At 62.4% G+C, this 16,058-nt stretch carries 15 protein-coding genes and 1 tRNA gene; 5 read left to right on the top strand and 11 right to left on the bottom strand.

The window, feature by feature from the left end; all coding sequences use genetic code 11:
• Positions 1 to 63 precede the first annotated feature (63 nt).
• The 7 genes from Q0X68_RS09265 to Q0X68_RS09235 form a co-directional block, all read right to left on the bottom strand.
• Positions 64 to 468 carry a type II toxin-antitoxin system VapC family toxin gene (locus Q0X68_RS09265; protein ID WP_297750665.1) on the bottom strand — a complete coding sequence of 135 codons (405 nt, stop codon included), beginning with the start codon at positions 466 to 468 and terminating at the stop codon, positions 64 to 66.
• Complete coding sequence (locus Q0X68_RS09260; protein ID WP_297750662.1) at positions 465 to 746, bottom strand: type II toxin-antitoxin system prevent-host-death family antitoxin; 282 nt, start codon at positions 744 to 746, stop codon at positions 465 to 467. Before Q0X68_RS09260 ends, Q0X68_RS09265 begins: the two co-directional genes overlap by 4 nt.
• A 205-nt stretch (positions 747 to 951) precedes the next feature.
• Positions 952 to 2,709: a transcription termination factor Rho gene (rho, locus tag Q0X68_RS09255; RefSeq protein ID WP_297750659.1), complete on the bottom strand. Its 1,758-nt coding sequence runs from the start codon at positions 2,707 to 2,709 to the stop codon at positions 952 to 954.
• 187 nt (positions 2,710 to 2,896) lie between these two features.
• Positions 2,897 to 3,769 carry a homoserine kinase gene (thrB, locus tag Q0X68_RS09250; protein ID WP_297750656.1) on the bottom strand — a complete coding sequence of 291 codons (873 nt, stop codon included), beginning with the start codon at positions 3,767 to 3,769 and terminating at the stop codon, positions 2,897 to 2,899.
• On the bottom strand, positions 3,769 to 5,061 hold the full coding sequence (locus Q0X68_RS09245; protein ID WP_297750653.1) for a homoserine dehydrogenase: 1,293 nt from the start codon (positions 5,059 to 5,061) through the stop codon (positions 3,769 to 3,771). The genes thrB and Q0X68_RS09245 overlap by 1 nt, the downstream gene beginning before the upstream one ends.
• Before the next feature lies 1 nt (position 5,062).
• Complete coding sequence (gene lysA, locus Q0X68_RS09240) at positions 5,063 to 6,466, bottom strand: diaminopimelate decarboxylase (RefSeq protein WP_297750650.1); 1,404 nt, start codon at positions 6,464 to 6,466, stop codon at positions 5,063 to 5,065.
• Positions 6,467 to 6,493: 27 nt separating this feature from the next.
• Positions 6,494 to 6,907, bottom strand: coding sequence for a hypothetical protein (locus tag Q0X68_RS09235; protein WP_297750647.1), 414 nt, complete (start codon positions 6,905 to 6,907; stop codon positions 6,494 to 6,496).
• Positions 6,908 to 7,054: 147 nt separating this feature from the next.
• On the opposite strand from Q0X68_RS09235, the gene Q0X68_RS09230 reads away from it, so the two are divergent.
• The 4 genes from Q0X68_RS09230 to Q0X68_RS09215 all read left to right on the top strand — a co-directional run bounded on the left by Q0X68_RS09230 (position 7,055) and on the right by Q0X68_RS09215 (position 12,437).
• Positions 7,055 to 7,129: transfer RNA gene (locus tag Q0X68_RS09230), tRNA-Arg, on the top strand.
• Between the two features lie 28 nt (positions 7,130 to 7,157).
• The gene (locus Q0X68_RS09225) at positions 7,158 to 8,411 is read left to right on the top strand and encodes a glycosyltransferase 87 family protein (RefSeq protein WP_297750644.1); all 1,254 of its coding nucleotides are present in this window, start codon (positions 7,158 to 7,160) and stop codon (positions 8,409 to 8,411) included.
• 65 nt (positions 8,412 to 8,476) lie between these two features.
• A complete protein-coding gene (locus Q0X68_RS09220; protein WP_297750668.1) occupies positions 8,477 to 12,259 on the top strand; it encodes a multifunctional oxoglutarate decarboxylase/oxoglutarate dehydrogenase thiamine pyrophosphate-binding subunit/dihydrolipoyllysine-residue succinyltransferase subunit in 3,783 nt (1,260 codons plus the stop codon).
• Between the two features lies 1 nt (position 12,260).
• Positions 12,261 to 12,437, top strand: coding sequence for a DUF6104 family protein (locus Q0X68_RS09215; RefSeq protein ID WP_297750642.1), 177 nt, complete (start codon positions 12,261 to 12,263; stop codon positions 12,435 to 12,437).
• A gap of 28 nt (positions 12,438 to 12,465) precedes the next feature.
• Here the strand turns inward: Q0X68_RS09215 and Q0X68_RS09210 are convergent, their stop codons facing one another.
• Positions 12,466 to 12,792, bottom strand: a complete 327-nt coding sequence (locus Q0X68_RS09210; protein WP_297750639.1) for a hypothetical protein — start codon at positions 12,790 to 12,792, stop codon at positions 12,466 to 12,468.
• A gap of 300 nt (positions 12,793 to 13,092) precedes the next feature.
• On the opposite strand from Q0X68_RS09210, the gene Q0X68_RS09205 reads away from it, so the two are divergent.
• Positions 13,093 to 13,344, top strand: coding sequence for a WhiB family transcriptional regulator (locus tag Q0X68_RS09205; protein ID WP_108871892.1), 252 nt, complete (start codon positions 13,093 to 13,095; stop codon positions 13,342 to 13,344).
• Between the two features lie 6 nt (positions 13,345 to 13,350).
• Here the strand turns inward: Q0X68_RS09205 and Q0X68_RS09200 are convergent, their stop codons facing one another.
• The 3 genes from Q0X68_RS09200 to Q0X68_RS09190 form a co-directional block, all read right to left on the bottom strand.
• Positions 13,351 to 14,814, bottom strand: coding sequence for a sensor histidine kinase (locus tag Q0X68_RS09200; protein WP_297750636.1), 1,464 nt, complete (start codon positions 14,812 to 14,814; stop codon positions 13,351 to 13,353).
• 191 nt (positions 14,815 to 15,005) lie between these two features.
• Positions 15,006 to 15,263, bottom strand: a complete 258-nt coding sequence (locus Q0X68_RS09195; protein WP_297750634.1) for a zf-HC2 domain-containing protein — start codon at positions 15,261 to 15,263, stop codon at positions 15,006 to 15,008.
• Entirely contained in the window at positions 15,260 to 15,850 is a 591-nt protein-coding gene (locus Q0X68_RS09190) for a sigma-70 family RNA polymerase sigma factor (protein WP_174202246.1), read from the bottom strand. The genes Q0X68_RS09195 and Q0X68_RS09190 overlap by 4 nt, the downstream gene beginning before the upstream one ends.
• Between the last annotated feature and the right edge of the window lie 208 nt (positions 15,851 to 16,058).

The following is a 16,058-nucleotide window of genomic DNA, read 5'->3' as shown; positions in this document are numbered from 1 at the left end:
CTACTTGCGGATAGCTCGCCGCAACTCATGAACGCGCGCGGACGACGAATCCGTCCACTCGAATCACCTGACCGCACCCGGGGAGATGACATCGAGCCCAGCCGTCTCCGCCGCATCGCCAAGTCGACGGTCATAGGTCACGACAGCATCAGCATCAAGACGAATGGCAGCCTCCAGATGCAGGGCATCAAGAGTACGCAGATACTGCATCGGCAGGAAGCCTGCGGATCGATACGTTGCACGGTCGAGGGCCGCCAATGACACACCTTCCAAGAGCGCGCTCACCTCCGACTGGTCTCGACCTTCCCGCACCGCCATGCGGCGCAGTTCGGTCTCAAGAAGATCGCTCGAGACAAGGCGCACATCCTCGCGATCAAGCCAGTTCACTAGCTCTTGTGTCTCGGGCTGAGCGACAAGCAGTGCTCCGAGCGCGGGCGTATCGACATACACCAGCGGAGCGGTACTCACATCCGATCTCCGCGCAGTTCGTCGAGGATTCGGTTCATCGGCCGATCGTGGTCAGTCGGCTGGGGCGCGAGGTCGGACCAACCACCGACTCGCTTGGCCGGTCGTGAGATGGGTAGCGCGGGCGGCGGAGCATCGAGCGGAACGATGCGCCCGACGGGGATACCACGATTGGTCAGTACGAACGAATGCCCTTCGCTCAGTTCACGTAGCACGCGTCCAGATTCGTTGCGCAACTCGCGCTGCGAGAGGCTCTCACTGTGTGCTTCAGCCGTGCTCATGCAGCAATCGTAGCACCCGTGCTACACGTTGAAGAGAAGATCGACGAAGTGTTGATCGAAAGCTACCTCATCAATTTCCATCGGATTCACATTCATCCGTGCGAAGGAGTTGTGACAGTCTTAAGAGACGGGACTACGAGACATTTCACTCCTCGAAAGCGGCGGGTTCAGAAACCAACTACACCCTCGATTGCGATGAGCGCGTTTAGTCGTGCGCCCCTGGCGTGGTCTTGAGCACCGACAATAGGAAGTCGTGGTTGGTCGGCGTCTTCCGCATGCGGCTGAGCAGCGTCTCCAGGGCACCGGAGTCGTCGAGCCCGGAGAGCGCGCGGCGGAGCTTCCAGATGATGGTGAGCTCGTCGCGCCCCAGGAGGAGATCTTCGCGACGGGTGCCGGACGCGTCGACGTCGATCGCGGGGAAAATGCGCTTGTCAGCAAGTTCGCGACGGAGCCTGAGCTCCATGTTGCCCGTGCCCTTGAACTCTTCGAAGATCACCTCGTCCATCTTCGAACCGGTCTCGATGAGCGCGGTGGCCAAGATGGTGAGTGAACCACCATTCTCGATGTTGCGCGCAGCGCCGAAGAACTTCTTGGGCGGGTAGAGCGCAGCCGAATCGACACCACCGGAGAGGATGCGCCCCGACGCTGGTGCAGCCAGGTTGTATGCGCGCCCAAGACGGGTGATGCCATCCAGCAGCACGACGACGTCATGGCCGGCCTCCACCAGACGCTTGGCGCGCTCGATGGCCAGCTCAGAAATAGTGGTGTGATCTTCTGCCGGGCGGTCGAACGTCGACGCGATGACCTCGCCGGAGACCGTGCGCTGGAAGTCGGTGACTTCCTCGGGGCGCTCGTCGACGAGCACCACCATCAGGTGCACCTCGGGGTTGTTGGCCGTAATCGCATTGGCGATGGCCTGCATGACCATCGTCTTACCGGCCTTGGGCGGCGACACGATCAAACCGCGCTGACCCTTACCGATGGGGGCGACGAGGTCGATGATGCGCCCGGTGAAGCCGTTTTGGCCGTTCTCCATCTTCAGGCGCTCTTGCGGGTACAACGGCGTCAGCTTCGAGAACTCGGGGCGGTTCTTCGCCTGCTCCGGGTCGGCGCCGTTCACCGTGTCCAGGCGCACCAAGGGGTTGTATTTCTCCTTGCGCTCGCCTTCCTTGGGCGTGCGGATGGCGCCGGTGACGACGTCGCCACGACGCAGCCCATACTTGCGCACGAGGCCCATCGACAAGTACGCGTCGTGCGGGCCGGGCAGGTAGCCCGTCGTGCGTACGAAGGCATAGTTATCGAGGATGTCGACGATGCCGCTGACGTTGGCGAGCACGTCACCCTCGCGGATCTGGGGCTCGGCGTCGTTGTTCCCCATGCCGCCACCGCGGTTGCGGCGGTTCTGGCGGTCGCGGTTACGGCGCCGGCGACTGCGGCGGGACGTGCCTTGGCCGTGGTCGTTGTCGTAGTCCCCTGAGGAGTTGGAATCGTTGCCCTGGCGGTCGTTGGAGTCATCGGCGGGGCGAGCCTTCGGGGTGGTCTCCCCCATCGCGGCTGCCAGCAGTGAGCCGACCTCCTCGTTCGTCTCCTCTTGTGCGGAGCGATCGCGTTCAGTTTTCTCCCGACGGCGACGGGCGCCGCGCGACTCCCCACGCTCGGCAGTGCTGGAGCGCTGCGAACCAGCCCCGCCAGGTTGCGCGTCGCCGGCTTTCGCGTTGGAGCGCTTAGCCTTGGGCGAGGCGTCGTCGGAATGTTCAGATGGCTCCTGATTGTTCTGGGCGGGCTGCGCACTCGCTTTGGATTCTTGCTGCGCGGCACGGGGCTTCGACGAGCCGCCTGCATTCTTGCCCTCAATGGCGGAGATCAGGTCTGCCTTGCGCATGCCGGAGACCCCTTTGAGGCCCATGTCAGCCGCGATAGTTTTCAGTTCAGCGAGCTTCAACGTCGCCAAGGATTCTGTCACGAAGGTGTCCTTCTGGTCGCTCAAACGTGGAGCGCATACGAAAATGTGTGGTACTTGATTCCCGGTTGCGTCACTGATGTGGAAGCTCGACTTGCACGCAACGCGAACTCGTCGGGAACCGAGTCGACACTAGCAGGCTCAGCAACTGGGTACAAGCAACCTGGTCATCCGGGTGTGGCGAAGCCTCTCAGCGAATGAGCTGCACGCCGGTACCAACGGGGAGTTCCAGACAACGGAACCCTTCTGTGGGCACCTGGAAGTCCAGCGCGAAGTCGTCGGCGGTACCGATGGCAAACACCGTCGGCCCGGCGCCTGAGATCGTCGCGGGCACGCCCACCTCCCTGAGCCGCTCCATGAGCGTGAAGCTGGGCTGCATAAGGTCGGCACGGTAACGCTGGTGCAGGCGGTCGGCCGTCGCACGGAGCAGGAGCTCAGGTCGCTGCGTGAGTGCCAGCATGAGCGTGGCGGCAGCCGCGGCCTGGTGGACAGCGTCGCCTCGCTCGACGCTCTCGGGTAGCACCGCACGAGCGCCCTTGGTGGGAACCTCGAACGTGGGAATCCACACCTTGGTGGAAAGGCCGTCGTGCAATGCGAACGGCTGCACATCGACGGTGCCGCCGTCGATCCATCCCAATGTGGCGCCACCGTACACCGCAGCCGCTGCGTTGTCTGCGTGCCCTTCGATCAGGCTCGATACCCGCGCCAGTTCGCCGATGTGCAGATCATCTGGCCTGCTGAGCCCCCAGGCCAGCGCGAGACCGGCCACGATGGCCGCAGCCGACGAGCCGAGCCCGCGCGAGTGCGGAATCACGTTGCGGCATGTGAGCGTGCAGCCGGGCAGGACGCCGTCGCCCCATTCCTCGACACCGCGCTGCATGCTGCGCACCACGAGATGGCTGGCGTCACGCGGAACTGTATCGGCGCCTTCACCCTCAACCTCAATGCACACGCCCTCGCCGCCCGGTGTCAGCTCAACCTCGTCATACCAGTCGACGGCGATCCCGATGCAGTCGAATCCTGAACCGACGTTGGCGGTGGTAGCGGGCACTCGTACCCGCATCAGGCACCCTCGATCCGCATGAATCGCACGTCGTAGCCGACGAAGTCAGCCGCCTTGAGCGCTTCGACGACGCTAGCCAGGTCGGATTCCTTGGCCTCGTGGGTCATGAATCCCAGGCGTGCCGAAAACCCGTCGTGGCGTTCGAGGCCTTCGAGATAGGACTGCTGCACGGTCTGCACGGACACGTCATGCTCGGTGAAGATCTGCGCGGCCTTCGACAGCACACCAGGGCGGTCGCTGACTGCGATGGAGATGAAGTAGCGTGTCGTCGACTCTCCGATCGGCGCGACGGGCCGGTCGCGATAGTTCGTCGACGCCATCGCAGTGGTGCCCCGCACGAAATGACGCGCGACGGTGACCACGTCACCCATGACGGCGGAAGCGGTGGGTGCCCCACCGGCGCCAGGGCCGAGGAACATGAGTTCACCGGCTTCCCTCGTCGTGACGAACACCGCGTTGAACGCGCCAGACACTGAAGCCAGCGGATGCTTCAGCGGCACCATGGCCGGATGCACCTTGACCGCGATGGAATCGTCGTTGGCGCGCGCCACAGCCAGCAGTTTGACCGTGCAGTTCATGGCCTTCGCTGCTTCGATGTCTTTCTGCGTGATCTGGGTGATCCCCTCGCAGAACACCTCGCTGCCCTTCACGTTGGTGTGGAACGCGAGTGCGGCCAGCAGCGCGGCCTTCGATGCGGCGTCGTGACCTTCGACGTCGGCCGTCGGGTCGGCTTCTGCATAGCCCAGGGATTGCGCCTGCTGTAGGGCCTCGTCGAAGCCCATTCCGGTGCTCACCATCTTGTCGAGGATGTAGTTGGTGGTGCCGTTGACGATGCCGATCACGCTGGTCACCTCGTCGCCGACGAGGGATTCGCGAAGTGGGCGAATGATGGGGATGGCTCCCGCCACCGCCGCCTCGAAGTAGAGGTCGGCGTTGTTCGCATCGGCCAGCTCCGACAGCTCGATGAGTCGCTCACCGAGCAAAGCTTTGTTCGCCGTGACGACGGAGCTTCCACGCTCGAGTGCCCGTCGTACGAGCGCCTCGGCCGGTTCGAGACCGCCCATGACCTCCACGACGACGTCCGCCCCATCCACCACGGACTCCAGGTCGGTTGTCAGCAGCGCAGGGTCGATGCCTGGGCGCTCCTTCTCAAGATCGCGCACCCCGATGCCGGTGAGCCGAAGCGGGCACCCGACGCGTTGCTCCAACTCTTCAGCCTGGTCAATGATGATTCGGGCAACCTGCGTGCCAACGGTGCCCGCCCCCAGCAGGCCAACTTTCAAAGCTTCCATCTCATTCTCCTACATCGAGACGCATGAGGTCGTCCAAGGTTTCACGTCGCAGCATCACCGACGAGACACCGTCGCGCACGCTGACGAGCGGCGGGCGCGGCACCTGGTTGTAATTACTGGACATCGATCGTGCATAGGCACCCGAACCCGGAACGGCGATGACGTCGCCGACGGCCAAATCGCTGGGCAGGAATACATCGCGGATGAGAATATCGCCACCCTCGCAATGCTTCCCCACGACGCGGCACAGCAGCGGTTCCGCATCAGAGACGCGGTTAGCGACGACCGCGGAGTATTCCGCCGCGTACAGCGCGGGTCGGATGTTGTCGCTCATACCGCCGTCGACCGATACATAGGTGCGGATTTTCCCACCTTCGAGCTCGACCGGCTTGATGGTGCCGACGGTGTACAGCGCCACCCCGGCCGGGCCACTGATTGCGCGCCCCGGCTCAATGGCAAGCATCGGTCGGCTGAGCCCCAACGCGCGGCATTCGTGCTCGATCATCTCTTCGAAGGCGGCCGCGAGTTCGCTCGTCGGTTTGGGAGAGTCGGCCTCGGTGTACGCGATACCGAAGCCGCCTCCCAGATCGAGGGCTTGCAGCTCGACGCCCGTGGCGGTCTTGAACTGATGCGCTAGCTTCAGCGTGCGTCGAATCGCCACCTCGAAGCCCATGGTTTCAAAGATCTGCGAGCCGATGTGCGAGTGAATACCCAGCAGTTCAATGTGCGGTGAGTGCTCGCACCGCACGAGCCCAGCGAGCGCCTGGCCTCCAAGAATGGACAGCCCGAACTTCTGGTCCTCGTGCGCGGTAGCGATGTATTCGTGCGTGTGCGCCTCGACGCCAGTGGTGACCCGAACCAGGGCCTTCACCTGAACCCCGAGCTTGTGGCACGCCGATTCGATGCGCTCAATTTCCTGGAAGGAATCGACGATGAACTGCCCAACCCCCTGTTCCAGGGCGAACTCGATTTCCTCGACGGATTTGTTGTTGCCGTGAAAGCCGAGCCTGGCCGCTGGCATGCCGCCCGCGAGCGCAATCTGCATCTCACCCATCGTCGTGACGTCAAGGTTGAGGCCCTCTTCGAACACCCACCTCGCCACCGTTTTCGTGAGCAGCGATTTACCAGCGTAAAAGATACTCCATCCATCGAACGCCTGGCGGAAATCGGCGCAGCGCTCACGGAAATCGGCCTCGTCGATGAAGTAGGCGGGGCTGCCCTGTCGGGCGAGCAACTCAGTCGACGAAGCCCCACCCAGCATCAGCGTGCCGCTGTCGTCGCGACGGGTTCCTCTTGGCCAGAGCTTCTCATCCAACGCGTTGATGTCGTGGGGGCGGTGCAGCCACTGCGGCTGGATGCCCGAGTAGTCCGCGTGGATCGAGCCAGCGATGTGCATGTGCGTCATAGTGCCCCCAAGCCTGCCAGAAGAAGGTCAGGAGGCTCTGACTTCGATCACTTTGTGGCCACGAAACTGCACGGAGGCTGGATCCGACGCCGGTTCGTCGTCGACGAGCACCTCCAGGTTGCAGCGCTTAGCCAAACACTTGCCGTCGAACTCGATACCCCACAGTGTGAAGAAATGAGACAGCGTGGCCTGATGGTTGTCCGGCCCTTCCAGCCAGACGTCGCCGCCGGCCTCGTGCGTATGGACGACCGCCTGCTTGGCACGCAGCCTGTCGATGCCGATCATGGCGGGGATGTCGACGCGCTCGCCATCCACCTGCACGATGAGCTCGATGATCCACGGGTCGGTACTTTCACCAAGTGGACGCTGTTCGAGGCCGGACGCATCGATGTAAGACACCGCGTCACGCGGCGCATCCCATGGCGGAGCAGTGGTGCGCATGACCGCAGGGTCAGGGTCTGGACGTGAGACACAACCCGCGCACAACACCAGCAACACGAGGAGAACTTTCCGCATACCCTCAACCTATCGGACCTCGCCCGTTCATCTTTTGCTAGTATCTTCCGAGGTTTCAGCCGTCGGCTGAATGCCCCCGTAGCTCAGGGGATAGAGCACCGCCCTCCGGAGGCGGGAGCCGAGGTTCGAATCCTCGCGGGGGCGCCACTTGGCGCCGGTGAATGCAGGAGTGCTGTTGAAGCGGAAAACTAACCTGCGGGGATGGACACCGCTGCTACTCGTCACGGTGTTTTTCCTTACACGCTGCATCACGTATCTGTTGTGGCTTCGCCCCGACGTGAACTTCGTGGCCAACGACGTTTCCTACTACGGCTTTCACCTCGACAGGCTCGAACGCGGTGAATCCGGCGTTATGCAGGAGTACCCGCCACCTGCGGTGTGGATACTTCATCTTCTCTACCGGCTCGGTGGCGGCTGGCAATCCTGGTTCCCTCTCTTCGCGGGATGTATGGTGCTCCTCGACGCCCTCGTCGCGTTCTGCCTCTACCGCGCCCGAGGCGCCCGAGCTGCACTGTTTTGGATGCTGTTCACGGCCGCCAACGGCGCCATCGTCTGGTTCCGGTTTGACCTCATCCCGGCCGCGCTCGTCGCCCTCGCCTGCCTGCTACTCACCAGCAGGCCATGGTGGTCGGGCGCGTTCGTGGGCATGGGTGCTGCGATCAAGCTCTGGCCGGCCCTGCTCATCTTCCCCATGCTCGCGCCCGACCCCCGCCGGGGTAAGGGGCTGCGTCGGTTGTTCGGCTTCCTCCTGGTTGGGGGCGGACTTGGTGCAGTATCGCTACTCGTCGAGGGATGGCATCGTAATGTCGCTCCGCTGAGCTGGCAGCGAGAACGCGGTCTGCAAATCGAGTCGGTACCGGCAACTCCCCTCATGGCAGTTCGTACATTCACGGATTCGCCGCATTGGATCCTGGAATTATCGCAGTACAACGCGATCGAGCTGTTTGGGCCGGGCGTCGATGCCATGCTGGTTGTGGCGTCGGTGTGCACGACGCTGGCCACGCTGTTCGCCATCTATCTCGCCGTGCGTCTCATCCGACATCGAGCGGACGCCACAGCGATCCTGCTCGCCATCTTCACAGTGATCCTCGCCACCATCGTCGCAAACAAGACCCTCTCTCCCCAGTACGTTCTGTGGCTTGGCGGGCCGATCGCCGCCCTCATCGGGCACGACACGAGTGGGTGGCTGCGTCGGCATATTCAGGTTTTGGCGACGGGGCTCGTCATCGTCGGCGTGTTGACGCAGATCACCTACCCCTGGGCGACGATGGGAATCATGGCGTTACCACTCGGATCGGGCCCAGAAACCTCTGTCCTCGTGCTGCGCAATCTGCTGCTCATCGTGATGCTCGTCCACGCAGCATGGTTGACGCTCAAAGCATCGCCGCGACGTGTCCCCCACGAACGCGAACAATTGGCTAAGCTTTGACATGCAGCCGCAGAAGTCTGCGGGAAACAACACACGAGAGGGACGTGGCCAAGCCACACGCACAGATGTCTACAGCTCAGCCCAACGACGAATTCGGTGCCAACGCGTGGTTAATTGACGAGATGCGGGACGCCTATGAGCGCGACCCGGAATCCGTCGATGCCTCCTGGCAGGCTTACTTCGCAAAGGAGCGAGGGGGCCAGCCGGCACCGCACCAGCCAGCCGCTGCCAGCGAACCGTCGAAGCCGCAACCCACGCCGTCGCCTGCGAAGAAGACCACGCCCGTCGGCGCTAACGCGAAACCCAAGCTGTCCACCGCTGATGCCGCCGACAAGACGAACACCTCCGGCGACCATCCGACGCCACCCAGTGCGAATGCCCCGGCCACGGAACAGGTGCAGACCACGAAGGAATCACCGACGCAGCCCGGCAGCGGCGCTGGCCTGTCGGCGAACGCCCCGAGCCCCGCGATCCGGCCGAAGGTCGAAGCGAAGGAGCCCTCGTACACCGTGCTCCGTGGCGCGCCCATGCGCACGGCGAAGAACATGGAAGCGTCGCTGACGATGCCGACGGCCACCTCGGTGCGCTCGGTGCCCATGAAGCTCGTCATCGACCAGCGCACCACCATCAACAACTTCCTCAAGAGCACGAAGGGCGGCAAGGTCTCGTTCACCCACATCATCGCCTACGCGATGATTCAGGCCATCAAGGCTGTGCCCGCCATGAACAACGGCTACGACGTCGTTGACGGCAAGCCGAACCTCGTCAGGAACCCGTCGATCAACCTCGGCATCGCCATCGACGTGAAGAAGGGCGACAAGCGCCAGCTGCTCGCACCCAACGTCAAGGGCTGCGAGGAGCTGAACTTCGCGCAGTTCTGGTCGGCCTACGAAGAAGTCGTGGCGAAGGCCCGCAACAACCAGCTCACCGTCGACGACTTCGCGAAGACGACTGCCACCATCACCAACCCCGGCGGCATCGGCACGAACCACTCTGTGCCGCGCCTCATGAACGGCCAGGGGCTCATCCTCGGTGTGGGCAATATCGACTACCCGGCAGAGTTCCAGGGCATGTCGAGCTCCCGAATTTTGGAGCTCGGGGTCTCGAAGATGACCACGCTCACCTCCACCTACGATCACCGGATTATCCAGGGCGCTGAATCCGGCGAGTTCCTCAAGGTGCTTCACGAGCTCCTTCTGGGCAACAGCGGGTTCTACGACGAAATCTTCGAGGCGCTGCGTATCCCCTACGAGCCGCTGCGTTGGGCTGCGGATGTTTCCGCGCATCGCCCGGATCAGGTGTCGAAGCAGGCCCGGGTGATTGAGCTCATCAACGCCTATCGCGCATTCGGGCACCTCGTGGCAGACACCGATCCGCTCGAATACCGTGCCCGAAGCAACGAGCAACTCAGCCTGGAGGCCCACGGCCTCACCATCTGGGATTTGGATCGCGAGTTCCCCATCGGCACGCTCGGTGGCGAGCCGCGTCGCTACATGACGCTGCGTGACATTCTGGCTAGGCTGCAGGATTCCTACTGCCGCACGCTCGCCGTCGAGTACATGCATATTGCAGACAACGAGCAGCGCACGTGGTTCCAGTCGCGCCTCGAGCAGGCACGCACCCCCCTCTCCCACGAAGAGCACATGCACGCCCTCGACAAGCTCAACGAAGCCGAGATCTTTGAAACTTTCCTCCAGACGAAGTTCGTCGGCCAAAAGCGTTTCTCGTTGGAAGGCGGCGAATCACTCATCGTGCTACTCGATGAGGTGGCCCAGCGCGCAGCGAATGATTCGCTCGACGAGGTGTGCATCGGCATGCCTCACCGTGGACGGCTGAACGTGCTGGCCAACATCGTCGGCAAGAAGTATGGGCAGATCTTCCGCGAGTTTGACGGCGTCGCCGACACCAAGGGCACTGGCGATGTGAAGTACCACCTCGGCAACGAAGGTGTCTTCGTCGCGTCAAACGGGAAGTCGATCAAGACCTCGGTGGCGGCGAACCCGTCGCACCTCGAGGCTGTGAACCCCGTGCTCATGGGTATTACCCGCGCGAAGCAGGACGTGCTCGGCGGCGACGATTTCCCCGTGCTGCCCATCCTCCTGCACGGTGATGCGTCATTCTCTGGGCAGGGCGTGGTCTTCGAGACGCTCCAGATGAGCCAGCTGCGCGGTTACAAGGTGGGTGGCACCATCCATGTCGTGGTGAACAACCAGGTGGGATTCACCACCTCCCCCGTGGAGTCTCGGTCTGCCACCTATTGCACCGACGTCGCCAAGGCCATTGGAGCTCCGGTGCTGCATGTCAATGGCGACGACCCTGACGCCTGCATCCGCGCCGCGCGCATTGCGTTCGAATACCGGCAGGCGTTCCACAAGGATGTTGTCATCGACCTCGTCTGCTACCGCCGTCGCGGCCACAATGAGGGCGATGATCCGAGCTTCACGCAGCCGAAGATGTACGACCTCATCGAACAGAAGCGCTCCACCAGGCGGCTCTACACCGAGTCGCTGATCGGACGTGGCGATATCTCGATGAGCGACGCCGAGGACGTCATGAACCGCTTCCGTGAACGGCTCGAGGGCGTGTTCAAGGAGATGCGCGAGAGCCAGGACGAGGTGGATGAGGAGTACCGCAAGGTGCCCTACTACCCCACCAAGCCTGACCAGCGTCTCACGGAGATCACACCCGACTCAGTGCGCCGCATCGCCGAAGCACATCGCACGTTCCCTGAGGGATTCCAAGTGCACAAGAAGGTGCTCCCACAGATGGAGCGTCGCGCAAAGTCGATCCTCGAAGGGCCCATCGACTGGGCTACCGCAGAGCTGCTCGCTTTCGGGTCGCTCATGATGGAGGGGCGTCCGGTGCGCATGTCCGGGCAGGACACCCGTCGCGGTACGTTCTCGCAGCGTTTCGCTGCCGTCGTTGACCGTGTCACCAATGAAGCCTACGTGCCCATGAAGCACCTCACCGACGATCAGGCTCCGTTCGAGATCTACGATTCGCTCCTGTCTGAATATGCCGTGATGGGCTTCGAGTACGGTTACTCGGTGGCGCGCCCCGACGCGCTTGTGCTGTGGGAGGCTCAGTTCGGCGACTTCGCCAACGGCGCGCAGATCATCGCCGACGAGTTCATCTCCTCCGCCGACGCGAAATGGAGCCAGAAGTCGGGCGTCGTGCTGCTGCTGCCGCACGGTTACGAAGGTCAGGGCCCCGACCACAGCTCGGCGCGTATTGAACGGTGGCTGCAGCTGTGCGCCGAGAATGCGCTGGCTGTGTGCCAGCCGTCCACCCCGGCGAGCCATTTCCACCTCCTGCGCAACCACGCGTACGTGAACTACCACCGCCCGCTGGTCATCGCGACGCCGAAGTCCATGCTGCGCAACAAGCTGGCCACGTCGCAGCCCGACGAGTTCACCTCGGGCAGGTGGCACCCCGCGCTCGACGATCCGTCGATCACGGATGCCGGCAAGGTGGAGCGCGTGCTGCTGTGCTCCGGCAAGATCCGATGGGATCTCGTCAAGGCCCGCGAGAAGCAGGGCTTGGAGGGCAAGGTGGCTATCGTCAGCCTCGAACGCCTCTACCCACTGCCCGACGAGGATCTAGCCAAGATCCTGCAGCGGTACGCGCATGTCACCGACATTCGCTTCGTGCAGGATGAGCCCGAAAACCAGGGCGCTTGGCCGTTCATGGCACTGCATCTCGTGGACGCGCTGCGCAAGCATCTGCCCGATCAGGAGATCACGCTCAAGCCGATCACCCGGCCGTGGTCGTCGGCACCTTCCGTCGGTTCCGCGAAGCGCCACCTGGAAGAAGAAGCAGAACTCATGCGTCGCGCGATGGAGGCATGAGTTGTACTTCACCGACCGAGGGCTGGAAGAACTCGTCGACCGTCGAGGTGACGAGGAAGTCTCGTTTGAGTGGCTCGCGGAGCACTTGCGAACCTTCGTTGACCTCAATCCGGAGTTCGAGACACCGATCGAGCGCCTCGCATCCTGGCTTGCCAGATTGGATGACGACGACGAATAAGCGACGATGACGAGAGCGGTCCTGCAGTTTAACGCTGTAGGGCCGCTCTCGTTTGCGGCAGCATCGAGAACACGCCCGTGGCAATGGCAAACGCCAGCCAAGATAGCGCCAGCCACCACTGGCCTGATGACTCGGTTTGCAGGAACGATGCGGCGGTGCAGGCATTCAGCAGCGACACTGCGACGAGCAACCCCCATGCCAATGGCTGCCGTACCCATGCGAGCCCCGCTACGCCCGCAATGATGAGCCCGTAGATGAGGAGCACAATACCGACGCTTAATCCCAGCGCTTGTGTGTGCGAAACCAGCGCCCACACACCGGCCCCGACGATGATGGCCGCGGTGAGGGCAGTCATGACGACCGCAGCTCCGTAAGGCCAGGGGCTGAGTCGTCGACGTAAGGCTTCAGGCATACCCATAAGCATCCCGCATTCCCCTATTTCCTGCCAATGCTCGACGAAAACCCTATGCCGGTGGTCTAGCCGCTTGTATGCTGAAAAGAGCACACAAGTAAGCGCGCCGTTGCCATGGCCGTTCGGCGCACATAATCTCAAACCATCGCCCATTGAGTAGGCAAAAGGTCTTGTCCCACGGAGTGTTCCGGGATATCGTTCAATGGTTTGGTTGTCGAGGCGACGTTGGAAGGAGCGTGTTGGATGGACTGGCGTCATAAGGCTGCGTGCCTGACTGAGGATCCCGAGCTCTTCTTCCCGGTCGGCAACACTGGCCCTGCTTTGGCTCAAGTCGAAGAAGCGAAGAAAATCTGTCACAAGTGTGAGGTCATGGATCAGTGCCTCGCCTGGGCCCTCGAAGCCGGCCAAGACCACGGTGTCTGGGGCGGTATGAGCGAGGACGAGCGCCGCGCCATCAAGCGCCGCAACGCCCGCACGCGCCTGCGCAACAACTAACCGTCGCTACCCCTTTCCTTTACCTTTGGCGCGCATCTGCGCTAAAGGTAGCGCAATGATGGCTTCCGTGCCCTGGGCCCCGTCTCGGTTCCGCAACTCGAACGTTCCGGACAGGTCGCCGATGAGGGTTTGGATGATCGATAATCCCAGGCTGCGCTGATGCCCCAAGGTGAACCCCTCCGGTAGTCCTGCGCCGTCGTCGCGGATGCGGATGTAGAGCGTCTCGTCGGTGCGTTCAGGGATCACTTGTACCGTGCCCGACGAACTATGCAGGCCGTGCTCGATCGCGTTCTGGCACAGTTCCGTCACCACCATCGACAGCGACGTGGCAACCCCGGCTGGAACGACACCGAACGATCCGATTCGCTCGGCCTTGACCGTGCCCGAGGCAGCAGCCAGGTCTCCGACCATGTCAAGAATCTTGTCGCAGATGTCATCGAATTCGACGTCTTCGGTGAGCGACTGGCTGAGTGTCTCGTGCACGACGGCGATAGAACTCACGCGACGCATCGCATCACGCAGCGCCTCCTTCCCTTCGGGCGACTCCAGACGTCGAGACTGCATTCGCAGCAACGCTGCGACCGTCTGGAGGTTGTTCTTCACGCGGTGATGGATCTCTCGGATCGTGGCGTCCTTGGTGACGAGCATGCGGTCGCGACGTCGCAGATCCGTCGTGTCGCGGCAGAGCACCAGCATGCCGGCGGATCGTCGCTCTCGCCAGAGTGGCATGAGGAGGAACCGCATCGACGCGTTGTCCCGGCTGAGCTCAAACTCCAGGCTGAGCGTGCCGTCCAGATCGCCTTGCACGGTCTGTCCCACGCCTTCGACACCCTCGCGCAGCCCGCTGGTGAGCTCGCGGAACGTCTCCCCCTCAATATCCCCGACCGCGCCCAGGCGACGAAATCCGGTCACCGCGTTTGGACTCGCGTAGGTGATCATGCCGTCGGGCTGCACGCGCAGTAGGCCGTCGGCCACCTTCGGCGCGAGCGCCTTGTCTGCGGGTTGAAGCAGAGGGAATTCTCCACGCACAAGCATGTGGGCGAGCACGTCGGCAATCTCGAGCGAGTTCTCCTCCAATCCTCCTGTGACACGCACGCCCATCTGGTTGGTATGGCGTTCGACGACGGCGATCACCTGCTCTCGTCGAAACACGGGAATGGCCCAGACATCGACGGGAATTCCCGCTCCGAGCGCGTTATCGCTGGTCTCCACGATGTCGTGGGTCATCCAAGCGCCAAACACCGGATGGTCGGCTTCCTCGAACGAGATGCGCTCTCCAATGATGTCGTGTTCGATGGCCGTCGGCCCCGTCACAGGACGAACTTGGTTCGTGCACAGGAACGCTGAGCCATCCTCATCGACGGGCCTCCACAGCACCAAATCGGAAAAACTCAGGTCCGCCAGCACATGCCATTGGTCGACGAAAGCATCCAACCATTCGGAATCTGTGAGGAGATCGGCATCAAGCATGACCATAACTGTGCCACAATGGACTGCTGCAACATCAAGCAAGGAGTATCAGCATGGGTAAGAGAGGTCGTAAGCGTCGCGCGCGTCGTAAGAACCAGGCCAACCACGGCAAGCGTCCCAACGCCTGACGTGACGAAGCCCCCGCCAGCAGATGGTGGGGGCTTTTTGATGCGCGGCACGAAGTGTGGACGTCAGCTACGCCTGATGCGCAGCGACTGAACTCTGATGGTCAACGATGAGGGCGCCTTCGTCGCTGCAGAGCGGCGGATCATCTCGTTGATCGTGCTTTCAATCTCGAAATTCTCCATACATCGCTCACAGGCGTGCAGGTGGTGGCGAATCGCGTCGGCATCGGCGTCGACGAGTTCATGATGCAGGAACGCGTGCACTCGTTCGAGCGCGGCGACGCACTCATCGACTTCATCGTGTTCGTGAGAGAAATCACTCATCGTTGTTCCTCCCCTCGCAGGAAGCCGTGCTCGATGGCGTAGTCGGCGAGTGCTTCTCGCAGCTGCTTGCGCCCTCGATTGATTCTGCTCATGACGGTGCCCATCGGCGTATCCATGATCTCGGCAATCTCTTTGTAGGAGAATCCTTCGACGTCCGCGAGCCACACAGCGATGCGGTACTGCTCTCCCAGGTTGCCCAACGCATCGGCGACGGCGCCGTCGGGAATCTGATCGAGTGCTTCCATTTCGGCCGAGCGCAGGCCGCGGGAATCGTGCGACGCAGCGTTGGCGATCTGCCAATCCTCGATGTCGGACGCACCGGAGATCTGTGGAGAGCGCTGAGCCTTGCGGTAGTGCGAGATGTAGGTATTGGTGAGAATCCGGTAGAGCCAGGCCTTGAGGTTGGTGCCCGGCTTGAACGAATCTCTGGCCTTGAAGGCTTTGGCGTACGTTTCCTGCACCACGTCCTCGGCATCCGCAGGATTCTTCGTCATACCCAGCGCCGCACCGTACAGGCGGTCAATGAGCGCTAACGCCTCGTCTTCGAAGGAGTCAGGCGCCTCCGCAACCTCGGTGGACGTGTTCATCACCCCACACAGTAGCGCACAGCACACCGCGAGTGGCCGTATGTTCCTCGTCGTGGATGCGATCTGCGCCATGTTCAACCAAACGCAGCAAGAAGGCGTTCTATTCCGGAGTTGACAAGCTAGTTGGATGTCACATTCCAGGCGGTGTTCCACGATGAACGCGAGCGTTGCGGTGAAACACGCGCATGAAGCTCTAGTGAGCAGGTAG

Source organism: uncultured Tessaracoccus sp. (assembly GCF_947286155.1).
Classification (GTDB): Bacteria; Actinomycetota; Actinomycetes; order Propionibacteriales; family Propionibacteriaceae; genus Arachnia.
Note: the sequence above shows the minus strand (reverse complement) of the source record. Positions and strands in the feature narration are given on the sequence as shown.

Coding starts and splice junctions, on each gene's coding strand:
- Q0X68_RS09260 (WP_297750662.1), bottom strand. CDS start 746: ATGAGCACGGCTGAAGCACACAGTGAGAGCCTCTCGCAGCGCGAGTTG.
- thrB (WP_297750656.1), bottom strand. CDS start 3,769: ATGCGGGTACGAGTGCCCGCTACCACCGCCAACGTCGGTTCAGGATTC.
- Q0X68_RS09245 (WP_297750653.1), bottom strand. CDS start 5,061: ATGGAAGCTTTGAAAGTTGGCCTGCTGGGGGCGGGCACCGTTGGCACG.
- lysA (WP_297750650.1), bottom strand. CDS start 6,466: ATGACGCACATGCACATCGCTGGCTCGATCCACGCGGACTACTCGGGC.
- Q0X68_RS09235 (WP_297750647.1), bottom strand. CDS start 6,907: ATGCGCACCACTGCTCCGCCATGGGATGCGCCGCGTGACGCGGTGTCT.
- Q0X68_RS09220 (WP_297750668.1), top strand. CDS start 8,477: ATGTCTACAGCTCAGCCCAACGACGAATTCGGTGCCAACGCGTGGTTA.
- Q0X68_RS09210 (WP_297750639.1), bottom strand. CDS start 12,792: ATGACTGCCCTCACCGCGGCCATCATCGTCGGGGCCGGTGTGTGGGCG.
- Q0X68_RS09205 (WP_108871892.1), top strand. CDS start 13,093: ATGGACTGGCGTCATAAGGCTGCGTGCCTGACTGAGGATCCCGAGCTC.
- Q0X68_RS09200 (WP_297750636.1), bottom strand. CDS start 14,814: ATGCTTGATGCCGATCTCCTCACAGATTCCGAATGGTTGGATGCTTTC.
- Q0X68_RS09195 (WP_297750634.1), bottom strand. CDS start 15,263: ATGAGTGATTTCTCTCACGAACACGATGAAGTCGATGAGTGCGTCGCC.
- Q0X68_RS09190 (WP_174202246.1), bottom strand. CDS start 15,850: ATGAACACGTCCACCGAGGTTGCGGAGGCGCCTGACTCCTTCGAAGAC.